The sequence below is a fragment of the Pseudoalteromonas sp. BZA4 genome, assembly GCF_040104395.1.
Taxonomy (GTDB): domain Bacteria; phylum Pseudomonadota; class Gammaproteobacteria; order Enterobacterales; family Alteromonadaceae; genus Pseudoalteromonas.
This window is the reverse complement of record NZ_JBECOT010000004.1, coordinates 49806-61694: the sequence shown is the minus strand read 5'-3', so window position 1 is coordinate 61694 and position 11889 is coordinate 49806. Positions and strand designations below refer to the sequence as shown.

The 11889-nt window shown below is 41.8% G+C and carries 9 protein-coding genes and 1 tRNA gene; 6 read left to right on the top strand and 4 right to left on the bottom strand.

Going from position 1 to position 11889, the window contains the following annotated elements; all coding sequences use genetic code 11:
• Positions 1-216 precede the first annotated feature (216 nt).
• On the top strand, positions 217-3102 hold the full coding sequence (locus ABMY41_RS03045) for an insulinase family protein (RefSeq protein ID WP_349274115.1): 2886 nt from the start codon (positions 217-219) through the stop codon (positions 3100-3102).
• Between the two features lie 35 nt (positions 3103-3137).
• Here the strand turns inward: ABMY41_RS03045 and ABMY41_RS03040 are convergent, their stop codons facing one another.
• The 3 genes from ABMY41_RS03040 to ABMY41_RS03030 all read right to left on the bottom strand — a co-directional run bounded on the left by ABMY41_RS03040 (position 3138) and on the right by ABMY41_RS03030 (position 5135).
• A complete protein-coding gene (locus ABMY41_RS03040) occupies positions 3138-4079 on the bottom strand; it encodes a sensor domain-containing diguanylate cyclase (RefSeq protein WP_349274114.1) in 942 nt (313 codons plus the stop codon).
• Between the two features lie 330 nt (positions 4080-4409).
• Positions 4410-4727, bottom strand: a complete 318-nt coding sequence (locus ABMY41_RS03035) for a helix-turn-helix transcriptional regulator (protein ID WP_063527559.1) — start codon at positions 4725-4727, stop codon at positions 4410-4412.
• 3 nt (positions 4728-4730) lie between these two features.
• Positions 4731-5135 carry a hypothetical protein gene (locus ABMY41_RS03030; RefSeq protein ID WP_130166543.1) on the bottom strand — a complete coding sequence of 135 codons (405 nt, stop codon included), beginning with the start codon at positions 5133-5135 and terminating at the stop codon, positions 4731-4733.
• A gap of 338 nt (positions 5136-5473) precedes the next feature.
• Between ABMY41_RS03030 and cysE the strand changes: the two genes are divergently transcribed.
• Together cysE and ABMY41_RS03020 are read left to right on the top strand one after the other, a co-directional pair.
• Positions 5474-6298, top strand: coding sequence for a serine O-acetyltransferase (gene cysE / locus ABMY41_RS03025; RefSeq protein ID WP_054560835.1), 825 nt, complete (start codon positions 5474-5476; stop codon positions 6296-6298).
• An 86-nt stretch (positions 6299-6384) separates the two neighbouring features.
• Positions 6385-6975: a hypothetical protein gene (locus ABMY41_RS03020; RefSeq protein ID WP_175080302.1), complete on the top strand. Its 591-nt coding sequence runs from the start codon at positions 6385-6387 to the stop codon at positions 6973-6975.
• Between the two features lie 11 nt (positions 6976-6986).
• On the opposite strand, the gene xseA is transcribed toward ABMY41_RS03020, so the two are convergent.
• A complete protein-coding gene (gene xseA, locus ABMY41_RS03015; RefSeq protein ID WP_349274113.1) occupies positions 6987-8321 on the bottom strand; it encodes an exodeoxyribonuclease VII large subunit in 1335 nt (444 codons plus the stop codon).
• A 134-nt stretch (positions 8322-8455) separates the two neighbouring features.
• Here xseA and guaB point away from each other — a divergent pair, with 134 nt between their 5' ends.
• The 3 genes from guaB (at position 8456) to ABMY41_RS03000 (ending at position 11826) form a co-directional block, all read left to right on the top strand.
• The gene (gene guaB, locus ABMY41_RS03010; protein ID WP_054551225.1) at positions 8456-9925 is read left to right on the top strand and encodes an IMP dehydrogenase; all 1470 of its coding nucleotides are present in this window, start codon (positions 8456-8458) and stop codon (positions 9923-9925) included.
• A 100-nt stretch (positions 9926-10025) separates the two neighbouring features.
• Positions 10026-11603, top strand: a complete 1578-nt coding sequence (guaA, locus tag ABMY41_RS03005) for a glutamine-hydrolyzing GMP synthase (protein WP_175080299.1) — start codon at positions 10026-10028, stop codon at positions 11601-11603.
• A 146-nt stretch (positions 11604-11749) separates the two neighbouring features.
• Positions 11750-11826: transfer RNA gene (locus ABMY41_RS03000), tRNA-Trp, on the top strand.
• The last annotated feature ends 63 nt before the right edge of the window (positions 11827-11889 follow it).

The window sequence follows — 11889 nt, the reverse complement described above, 5'->3', positions numbered from 1 at the left end:
GCCAAACAATATAGCAGCCATTTAGACGTCTAGATAGATTTTTTTCTTGAAAGTTTTTCAATCACTATGAATTTTACTCAAGTTTAAAGCTGAGCGTTTCGCAAAATTGACACACCTGTTTACATAAATTATTGCTCTGACCCTCATATTTTCTGGTGCTTTGATGCATAATCAAGCAGCAATGATTATGAGAAAAATAACTAACAAGGGAACATTATGAAATTTAGATTATTAGCAACCAGTGTTGCTGTAACACTTGCTTTAAGTGGCTGCGCAAGTAACTCACAGTCAACTATGGTTAAAGAAGTCGAAATTGAGCAGCTAGTAAGCCAAGATGATAACCGTGTATTTAGCCAAGATTATCTATTAGAAGAGCTTGAGAATGGCCTTCGCGTGATGGTAGTTAAAACAGATTACCCAGATGTTGTGTCACTGCAAATTCCGGTATCGGTTGGTTCACGTAATGAGGTTGAAGCAGGTAAAACCGGTTTTGCACACTTCTTTGAGCATATGATGTTTAAAGGCTCTGAAAAATTCCCACAAGATGTGTATTCAGATATTTTAAAAAACTCGGGTGTTGATAATCGCGCGTATACGACCAACGATTACACTAACTATCACTTAAACTTCTCAAAAGAGCACTTAGATAAAGTGCTCGAAATTGAAGCTGATATTTTCCAAAACCTGACTTACAGCGAAGAGCAGTTCCGCACCGAAGCGCTGACTGTAAAAGGTGAGTATTTAAAGAATAATGCTAGCCCAATTCGTAAGTTACTTTCTGCCGTTCGTAACGAAGCATTCGAAAAGCATACCTATAAGCACACCACCATGGGCTTTTTCGAAGACATTGAAGCCATGCCTGATCAAATGGCCTATGGTAAAGAGTTTTTCGCTAAATTTTATAAGCCAGAGTATGTATCTTTAGTCATTGTTGGTGATGTTGATCCACAAGAGACCATGGCAATGGTGAAAAAGCATTGGGGTAATTGGAAAAAAGGCGATTACCAAGCAGATATTCCTGTTGAACCAAAGCAACAAGCCGCAAAATATGTACATGAAAAAAATGATGGTTTACCAGGCCACTGGTTGCTTGTGTCTTATAAAGGCACTGCATGGGATCCTACTCAAAAAGACCGTGCCGCTCTTGATTTGATCTCACAGCTGTATTTCTCTAACAACTCGGCACTTTATCAAGAGCTTGTTGTTGATAAACAAATTGCCAGCCAAATGTTTACTTATAACCCAGATACTAAAGATCCGGGTTTACTGCATGTTTTTGTAAAAGTCGAAAACGAAGCTGACCTGGCTAAAGCCCGTGATGCGATTAACCGTACTTATGCGCAAGCACGTACTGAGTTAGTTGATGCACAAAAGTTAGCTGATCTAAAATCAAACTTAAAGTATAGCTTTATCAATGGCCTTGATTCATCGCAGTCAATCGCTTCAACACTTGCAAGCTACATGCATTTTGAGCGAGACCCTGAAGTGATTAATCAACTTTATGCCACTGCTGACAGCATCACGCCAGAAGATATCAAAGCGGTAGCAAACAAGTACTTTGTTGATCCAAGCCGTACTACGGTGACAATGTCGGCGCTTGATAAAGTGGCTGGTTTTGAGCAAGAAGTTGATTTAAATGCCTTGGTTGCCAGTATCGAGCAAGCCCCTACAGAGCGTCACTTTAAAGTACTTGATAAAACCAATAGCTCACCACTGGTTGATGTTAACTGGTTATTTAATACCGGCGCAGCGGCTGATCCACATGGTAAAAAAGGTTTAGCAGCACTCACTGCAGCGATGCTAGCGCAAGGTGGCTCAGAAACTATGAGTTACAAAGATATTCAAAAAGCGTTATATCCACTAGCGGGAATCTTTGGCTATCAAATCGATAAAGAGATGATTTCACTACGCGGCCGTGTACATAAAGACAATGCCGCGCAGTGGTATGCACTTGTTAGCGACCAGTTGTTAAACCCTGGCTTTAGAGAAGATGATTTTAAACGCCTGAAAAAAGAGCTTATTGATAGCATTAAAGCAGGTCTGAAAGCGTCAAATGACGAAGAGCTAGGTAAAGAAGTGCTATATCATCAGCTTTATAAAGGCCATCCGTATGAAAGCTATAACTATGGCGATTTATCAGATCTTGAAGCACTGACACTTGACGATGTAAAAGCGTTTTATGCTAACCAGTTTACTCAATCTAAGTTAACAGTGGGTCTAATTGGTGCGATCCCGGGTGATGTTAAATCGACTATGCTGAAAGATTTAACATCGCTTCCACAAGGTAAAGAAAGCCGCTTAACGATCCCTGATGCGCCAGAACTTAAAGGTCATCATGCAACGATTGTTGAAAAATCAGCGCAATCTACCGCTGTGTCATTTGGTTTCCCAATCGATACAATTCGTAGTAGCGATGACTGGACAGCGCTTTGGTTGGTGCGCTCTTACTTTGGTGAACACCGCAGCTCAAACAGCTTCTTGTATCAGCGCATTCGTCAAACCCGTGGTATGAACTATGGTGATTATGCATACATTGAGTACTTCCCACGCGGTATGTTCCAAACTAAACCTGATGCTAACTTAGGTCGTTCAGAGCAAATTTTCCAAGTGTGGTTACGTCCGCTTCGTTCAAATAACGATGCGCACTTTGCAACGCGTACGGCATTATTTGAGCTTGATAAGCTAATTAAAAATGGCATCAGCAAAGAAGACTTTGAAGCGACTCGTAACTTCTTAATTAACTTTGTGCCACAAATGGTTGCAAGCCAAGATCGCCAGTTAGGCTATGCACTTGATAGTGAGTTCTATAACACTGAGAGCTTTGTTGACTATGTGCGCGGCAAGCTTGAAAAGCTAACCCTTGATGATGTTAACCGTGTTATTCGCGATAACCTGCAAACAGAGAATATTCATTATGTGTTTATTACTGGTGATGGCAAAGACATGCAAAAACGCCTAGCTTCAGAGCAAACATCACCTATGGTGTATAACGCTGAAAAACCAGCAGCACTTGTTGATGAAGATAAAGTGATTGCAGACTATAAGCTTGCAATACCAGCGAAAAACATTTCAGTACTTGATGTCGAAAAAGTATTTCAGTAATAACTGAGTAAACAAGCTTTAATCAATGCCCCTTATTAGGGGCATTTTTCTATGTTTAATGGCTCGATGTTATCAGCAACCACAAGCTGATTTCGGCCAGCTTCTTTTGCTTGATAAAGCGCACTATCAGCCATTTCAATAAGTAACATGGCATCATCACTGCTATTTGGGTAAATAGTTGCTAAACCAATACTAACCGTCAAGGGATGACCGGCAAGCTCTGGTAGTTGAATCGTGTTCAGCGTTGCCATAAAACGCGTCATGAGTTTTTGTGCTTGATGGCTTTGAGTATTACCAAGTACCAGTACAAACTCTTCACCGCCGTATCTAGCGCACAAGTCACCAGGTCTGCGAGTATAATCAGGTAATAGTTTTGCCACTTCTTTCAAGCAAATATCACCCACCAGATGACCAAAGTTGTCATTAAGAGACTTAAAGTTATCAAGGTCGATCATGGCTAACGACAAGGGGTGTTTTAAGCGGGCACAGCGGCTCCACTCTTGCTTATAAAAATCATCAAAATGACGTCGGTTAGCTATTTGTGTGAGACCATCGATACGAGCAAGTTCTTGTACTTGCTGCTCGGCGATTTTACGTTCGGTAATATTTATATGGCTAATGACGATAAAGCGTTTTGATGCATGCTCGAAGGGCACTGCTCGCATTAAAAACCAACGCTTGTCGGTATTGCTATGACATGGATATTCTAGGTAATACTCGGTTAGTTGTTGGTTTATAACCTGACTAATACCAGATAAAGCTTGTGCACCAAACTCATCACCTTGCTGTGCAGCTGATTGACATATTGCGAGGTAGTTTTGCTCTTCCCACTGGGTATTACACTGGCAATTATTTTCATCGCCAAAAGTTTGCCAACTGCGATTCACAAATTGAATATCACCTTTCTCATCAATTACAACAATATGTTTTGAGATCGTATCGAGTATTGATTTTAGAAACTCTTTTGATTCAACCACATTAGTTCCTAGCCATTATCACTTTTTTAAGATTAGCAATAAATGCTGGGTTTTCACCGTGGTTTACATAAAAAACAATTAATAAGGTATTGTCTTTTACTTATAGCTTGGCTATTAGAAAGTAGATATCTACAGGTATTTGTAGGTGCTGATATGAAAAAACTGCCAGCACCTAGCTCAACGCTCAGTTCTGACAGTTATATTTTATTTATATGCTTAGAAATGCTAAAGCATTGCGCCAATTTTAACTGCTAGCGCAAATAGCATGGTTGCTATTACAAAGCCTATAAGTGTAGCGTAGCCGCGTTGTTCTTTAGTCATCTATCACTCCTAAAAAATAACAAATACCGTTGCCATACCAAGGGCAAAACTGACAAACGAAGAAGCCGCTACTATTGCAGCGAGATTTTGCTTACTCACTGCATGTGTTGTGCTTTGTTCTGATACTTCGTCATCGAGCTTAATAAGCTCACCTTGGCGCACTTCAAAAACTGCGCATAGGCTCATGGTGGTTTCTTTTGATGCCGCACCTTCTTTTTCAACTCGTTGAATGGTACGTAGGCTTACATCACAGGCATCGGCCAATTGCTGCTGCGTCCAATCGAATTTAAGTCTAAGTGCTTTTATTGTATTGGGGTTCAGTTGCATTACTTACTTCCCAAGAAATGGTTCAATAAAAGTAACAACTGCATAACCCGATATTGCCCCACCAAGAAAACAGCCTAAGGTAACCAAAGCTACTTGTTTTGGATTATCAGTAAGTGAGGTTTGTGTGCTCTGTTTAACTAATTTGTCAGCTTTATAAAACGAACATTCAAGCTTGCCTGTGAGTATATTTTTCATCTCGAATTTGACTGCATAAGTATTACCTTGGTAGCTAAAGTCATGATGACTTTTAAAACCGAAGCTGCGTTTTTCACTTACCAATTCGTCGTTTACATATACTTTTTCTTTACCGCTCATGATGTGACCAAAGCAAGCGATTTGGTTGTCACCATCTTGAAAGTAAAATTTATAACCTAGCTTGTGTGAGTTTAGTACGTCGTTTTTCATCATCGTTTCCTTGTTAAGTTGATGATGTAAATTTAATGATTATTTTTGTTTTTTACGCCGTCAGCGATATGCCAGTTCCTATTTTGGCATATGACAGGCAAGATGTCATATCTGTTTTGTCATTGAAAAATAAGCACTTTAATTAAGTTGCTCGGCTAGAGTTAGAATTTGCTACTGTCATATGCGATTGGCAAAAAAGCACAGCAAAAAGAGTAAAAATAGGTATTGTTACTCTGGTTATTAGATATAACCAGAACAAATAAACAACGGGTTAGTACATCTTGCTACAAATCCGTTAAACTTAAGGCTTAGCAGTTAGGTACAACCAGAAAGGCAATATTATGCGTCATGAAATTTGGCAAAAGCTTCGAGATGAAGCAAACGAAGTCGTTTCCCGTGAACCGCTTTTAGCAAGTCACGTTTATTCGTGCGTGTTAAATCATGAATGCTTAGGTTCGGCGCTGAGCTTTATTGTGGCAAATAAACTTGCAGATGCGGTGGTATCAGCATTTACTATCCGTGAATTGTTCGACCAAGCCTTTGTTAAATGTGATCTAATGCTGACGCATGTGGCTCATGACATAAAAGCAGTTAAAGATCGCGACCCTGCGGCCGATAGTTACTTAACTGTTATTTTGAACCTTAAAGGCTTCCATGCAATACAAGCACACCGACTCGCAAATTGTTTATGGCAACAAAACCGAAAAGAGCTTGCTCGCTTCATTCAGAGCAGAACCTCAGAAGTATTTGGCGTTGACATCCATCCTGCTTGTAAAGTTGGTCATGGTATTATGTTTGACCATGCAACTGGGATTGTAATAGGTGAAACAGCAGTTATTGAAGATAACGTATCGATTCTACAATCTGTAACCTTAGGTGGTACAGGTAATGAGCAAGGTGACCGTCATCCAAAAATTCGCGCCGGTGTATTGATTGGTGCGGGTGCAAAAGTACTAGGTAACATCGAAGTGGGAGAGGGGGCACGTATTGGTGCAAACTCTGTCGTGTTAAGTGCGGTTCCAGCACACACAACTGTGGTTGGGGTACCTGCTAAAGTGGTCGGCAAACCGAGCTGTCCCTGTCCAGCAGAGAGCATGAACCAAAACTTTTTAGATGATGGTACGACTACCGCTAGTAATGCCTCCCACACCAGTGCTATGTTGTAGTTTTACACTTTAAAAGAGCAATGGAATTGTCTAAATTATCCTTCGGATTAGCTGTTACAGCGTCATTTATTTGTGGCGCTGTCGCTATGTCACTTTTTCAATCAGACCCACAACAACAGCCGCAAACTTATCAGCAACAGCTTGTTGAAGAGCAAATAGCTCAAGCACCAGAGCAGCAAGCCACTGCTATAGCGCCTGTTATTAATAAACAAGTCGCTGAAGTCAATTCAAATAGTTCAGCAGCTGTTAGCAAAAGCGAGCTTGAGCAACAAGTAGCAGAGCTGAAGTTACAAGTCGAAAACCAACAAGCAGTGATTGCCAGTTACCGATCAAGCGCGATACCTCCGCAGCAAATCGACTCACACCTGGATGAACTTTATACCTTGTTAGAAGAGCAATCTCGGGATGAGGCTTGGGCCTACCAAGTTGAAACAGCTATGAGTGATTTTTTAATCATGGCCGATTTACCAGTGCAACCACAGCTTAGTGTCTCAACATGCAAAAGCTCTGTGTGTCAGTTTAAGCTATTGCAACCAGAGGATGTTGATGATTTGCCAAGCCATTATTGGCGTAATATGACCGATAAAATGATGGAGCAAAGCTGGTGGAAACAATTCAAATTTACCTCCACCACCTCAAGTGACGATAGTCTAACAATCATCGCAAGCACGCAGTGATATCAAAGATATCAAAAAACTTTTGATTGTAGCTGCCCATCTGCAAGCTCGGTGGTTATAAGCTCACCAGAACTTACATCGTTAACCGATTTCACTACGCCACCTTGTTGGTTTTTAGTAATACTATAACCACGCGATAACACACTGAGTGGGCTCACAGAATCTAAACGGCTCGCTTGTAAAGAAAGCTGGTTTCGAGAACTTGAAAGTTGCTGTTGCATCGCTTGTGTGAGGCGGGCATGCAATTGAGCCAGTTGATGCTCGCTTTTCGCTAACTGCTTTTCAGGAGAACGTTGCATTAAGCGTGGTGTTAGGTTGGCAAGTACTCGCTCATATCGCTGGATTTTGCCACTCATTGCGCTGTGTAAGGCCAAACTAAGCTCATCTAGTTTTTGCGCTTGTTGATTGAGTTGATTACGGGGATGGCATAGCTGCAAGCGATGCTCAAATTGAGTGGCAGTACTGCGCTTTACAGCTAAAGCGTGTTTAAAGGCATGATTTAAGTGCCTAACTAACTGCGTAACTTTGTTATGTAGCTCTTCGGTATTTGGACTAACTAGCTCTGCGGCTGCAGAAGGTGTTGCGGCGCGAATATCGGCAACATAATCACTAATTGTGGTATCGACCTCGTGACCAACAGCGCTAACAATAGGTAAGCGACTTTCAAAAATAGCGCGAGCTAGTTGCTCATGGTTAAAACACCACAAATCTTCTAGTGAACCACCACCGCGACCTAATATAAGCACATCTACTTCGTTACGCTGATTGGCGATGTTTATTTTTTCTATTAATTGGCTGTGTGCATCTGCGCCTTGCACCATAGCTGGGTAAATCACGACTTCTAGCTGCGGAGCACGGCGTTTAAGTACCGTTAGAATATCGCGTATAGCCGCACCAGTGGCTGAGGTGATCACCCCAACGCGATTAATATTGGTTGGTAATGGTTTTTTATGGGCTGAGCTAAATAGACCTTCGGCAGCTAAGCGCATTTTTAGCGCATCGAATTCTTGTTTTAATAAGCCTTCGCCAGCAGGGGCCATATGCTCAACAATCAGCTGATAATCACCACGAGGTTCATATAAAGATACGCGGGCACGCACAGTTACTTGTGCACCATTGCTCGGGCGAAAAGTTTGGCCGCGATTATTGCCGCGCCACATTGCCGCTTTTACCTGTGCTCGGTCGTCTTTTAAAGTGAAGTACCAGTGTCCAGATGCAGGGGCTATAAAGTTAGAAATTTCACCATTTAAGATAAGCGATGAAAAGCCTTGTTCTAAAACATGGCGAATTTCCTTATTTAGGCGCGAGACCGTGTAAACAGGCTGTGTTGATTGCGTAAAAGCCATTAAAAACCCCAGTAAAAAATTCTCTGTGTACTTTAACACAAATAAATGAATAATTTTATTTACTCGTGCTCACAACGCTGATAAAATTTGGCCGCAATTCCTTATACTCAGATCCACATGTGAGAAGTTGCACTATGCTAAGAATCGCTAAAGAAGCTCTTACCTTTGACGACGTACTTTTAGTACCAGGTCATTCTACTGTTTTGCCACACACGGCAAATATTTCAACTCGCTTAACGCGTGGTATCAATCTTAACTTGCCGCTAGTTTCAGCATCTATGGATACTGTAACAGAAGCACGCTTAGCGATTGCTTTAGCGCAAGAGGGCGGTTTAGGTTTCATCCACAAAAACATGACAATTGAAGAGCAAGCTAAAAACGTTCGTAAAGTTAAAACTTACGAAGCTGGCATTGTTTCTTTCCCTGTTACTGTGACTGCGGATCTTACAATTGCTGATGCTATCGCGCTTTCAGAAGACAAAGGTTTTTCAGGTTTCCCTGTAACCGACGCTGACAATAACCTTGTTGGTATTGTGACAAGCCGTGATATGCGTTTTGAAACGAAACTTGAGCAACCTGTTTCTACAGTAATGACGAAAAAAGAATCGTTAGTGACTGTTAAAGAAGGTGCAGACCGTGATGAAATCTTAGGTCTAATGCACGAGCACCGTATCGAAAAAATTCTCGTAGTTGATGATGCATTTAAACTCAAAGGCATGATCACTGTAAAAGATTATCAAAAAGCACAAGACAAGCCGCATGCATGTAAAGACGAGCAAGGTCGTCTACGTGTAGGTGCAGCTGTTGGTGTTGGCGCGGGTACTGATGAGCGTATCGCAGCACTTGTTGAAGCAGGTGTTGACGTATTACTTATCGATACATCACATGGCCACTCACAAGGTGTTATCGACCGTGTTGCACAAACACGTCAAGCATACCCAGATCTACAAATCGTAGCAGGTAACGTTGCAACAGCTGAAGGCGCGATTGCTCTTGCTGATGCGGGTGTTGATGCTGTTAAAGTTGGTATCGGCCCTGGTTCTATCTGTACTACTCGCATCGTAACAGGTTGTGGTGTTCCACAAATTACTGCTATTTCTGACGCAGTTGAAGGCTTAAAAGGCCGTGATATTCCTGTTATTGCTGACGGTGGTATCCGTTTCTCTGGTGACATCGTAAAAGCACTTGTTGCTGGTGCATCATGTGTAATGGTGGGTTCAATGTTAGCCGGTACTGAAGAAGCACCGGGTGAAGTTGAGCTATATCAAGGTCGTTACTACAAATCATACCGTGGTATGGGTAGCCTTGGTGCTATGGACCAAAAAGAAGGTTCATCAGACCGTTACTTCCAAAAATCGAACGAAGCAGACAAGCTTGTTCCTGAAGGTATCGAAGGCCGTGTTGCTTATAAAGGTCCTATCGCGACAATCATTCACCAACAGGTGGGCGGTCTTCGCAGTGCAATGGGCTTAACAGGCTGTGCAACAATTGAAGAGTTAAATACTAAACCTCAATTTGTTCGCGTAACTTCAGCTGGTATGGGTGAGTCACACGTTCACGACGTGCAAATCACTAAAGAAGCGCCAAACTACCGCTTAGGTTAATTACCTTAAGGTATTGAAATTACATGGGCTAGCATCTGCTAGCCCTAATTTATTGATCATCTCCCTTTGGGAGAGCAGTTCCTGACTAACGAGATACTCCATGAGCAAAGACATTCACGATTCACGAATTCTCATTTTAGATTTTGGTTCGCAATACACACAGTTAATCGCACGTCGTATACGTGAGATTGGTGTTTACTGTGAGCTATGGGCATGGGATGTAACTGAAGAGCAAATCCGCGAATTTAATCCACAAGGTATTATTTTGTCGGGTGGCCCTGAGTCTACAACACTTGAAAACAGCCCACGTGCTCCTGAGTATGTATTTAACGCAGGCGTTCCAGTACTTGGTATCTGTTACGGCATGCAAACAATGGCAACGCAACTAGGTGGTAGCGTACACAGCTCTGATAAGAAAGAGTTTGGTTATGCGCAAGTTGAAAAAGTAGGTAACTGTGCGTTATTCGATGCTATCGAAGACCACATTACTGACGGCGGTGCAGGCGTACTAGACGTTTGGATGAGCCACGGCGATAAAGTGATGGAAGTACCAGAGACTTTCAAAACAACTGCTAAAACTTCAACATGTCCACATGCAGCAATGTCTTGGGAAGAAAAACGTTTTTACGGCGTACAGTTCCACCCAGAAGTAACTCATACTCACCAAGGTTTACGTTTACTTGAGCGCTTCGCGATTGATATCTGTGGCTGTGAAAAGCTATGGACACCAGCTAAAATCATCGACGATGCTATTGATCGTATTAAGGAAACTGTAGGTGATGACGAAGTTATCTTAGGTTTATCAGGTGGTGTTGATTCATCTGTTGTTGCCATGCTTATTCACCGTGCAATCGGCGACAAGCTAACGTGTGTATTCGTTGATAACGGTCTTCTTCGTTTAAACGAGGGTCAGCAAGTTATGGACATGTTCGGCAATAAGTTTGGCCTAAACATTGTTAAAGTAGATGCTGAAGATCAATTCTTAGCAGATCTTGCTGGTAAACATGACCCAGAAGATAAGCGTAAAGCGATTGGTCATACCTTCATTAAAGTTTTTGACGAGCAAGCTAAAAAGCTGAAAAGTGCTAAATGGTTAGGTCAAGGTACTATCTACCCAGACGTAATCGAATCTGCTGCATCAGCAACAGGTAAAGCACACGTAATCAAGTCTCACCACAACGTAGGTGGTTTACCAGACGATATGGAAATGGGTCTTGTTGAGCCGTTACGTGAGTTATTCAAAGATGAAGTACGTAAAATTGGTCTTGAGCTTGGTCTACCATACGACATGCTTTACCGTCACCCATTCCCGGGGCCTGGTTTAGGTGTTCGTGTACTTGGTGAAATCAAGAAAGAGTACTGTGACTTACTACGTCGCGCAGATGCTATCTTCATTGAAGAGCTACACAAAGCAGAGCTTTATCACAAAGTAAGTCAAGCCTTCACTGTATTCTTACCAGTTAAATCGGTAGGTGTAATGGGTGATGCGCGTAAATACGACTGGGTTGTATCGCTACGTTGTGTAGAAACAATCGACTTTATGACGGCACGTTGGTCACACTTACCTTATGAGTTCTTAGGTGTGGTTTCTAACCGTATCATCAACGAAATCGATGGTATCTCACGTGTTGTTTACGATATTTCAGGTAAGCCACCGGCAACAATCGAGTGGGAATAATTTTATTATTCTGACCTGAATTGGTACAAAAACGGCGAATTAGCTTGCTAATTCGCCGTTTTGTTTATTTAAGAAGCAGTTAAACTAAAAACTGTGTTTTTTTACTTTACCTTTGAAAAAAGCTCTATATAATTCGTCGTCATTGCAGGGGCGTAGTTCCAATTGGTAGAACAGCGGTCTCCAAAACCGACGGTTGGGAGTTCGAATCTCTCCGCCCCTGCCATTTCTTCCTTCTTTACTTTAATCGCAAATCTCCCTATATTACTTGCTCTTAATCATGATTGAG

What these genes read in the sequence shown, in the direction of transcription:
- ABMY41_RS03045 (WP_349274115.1), top strand. Translation starts at nt 217, where the DNA reads ATGAAATTTAGATTATTAGCAACCAGTGTTGCTGTAACACTTGCTTTA.
- ABMY41_RS03035 (WP_063527559.1), bottom strand. Translation starts at nt 4,727, where the DNA reads ATGCAACTGAACCCCAATACAATAAAAGCACTTAGACTTAAATTCGAT.
- ABMY41_RS03030 (WP_130166543.1), bottom strand. Translation starts at nt 5,135, where the DNA reads ATGATGAAAAACGACGTACTAAACTCACACAAGCTAGGTTATAAATTT.
- cysE (WP_054560835.1), top strand. Translation starts at nt 5,474, where the DNA reads ATGCGTCATGAAATTTGGCAAAAGCTTCGAGATGAAGCAAACGAAGTC.
- ABMY41_RS03020 (WP_175080302.1), top strand. Translation starts at nt 6,385, where the DNA reads ATGTCACTTTTTCAATCAGACCCACAACAACAGCCGCAAACTTATCAG.
- xseA (WP_349274113.1), bottom strand. Translation starts at nt 8,321, where the DNA reads ATGGCTTTTACGCAATCAACACAGCCTGTTTACACGGTCTCGCGCCTA.
- guaB (WP_054551225.1), top strand. Translation starts at nt 8,456, where the DNA reads ATGCTAAGAATCGCTAAAGAAGCTCTTACCTTTGACGACGTACTTTTA.
- guaA (WP_175080299.1), top strand. Translation starts at nt 10,026, where the DNA reads ATGAGCAAAGACATTCACGATTCACGAATTCTCATTTTAGATTTTGGT.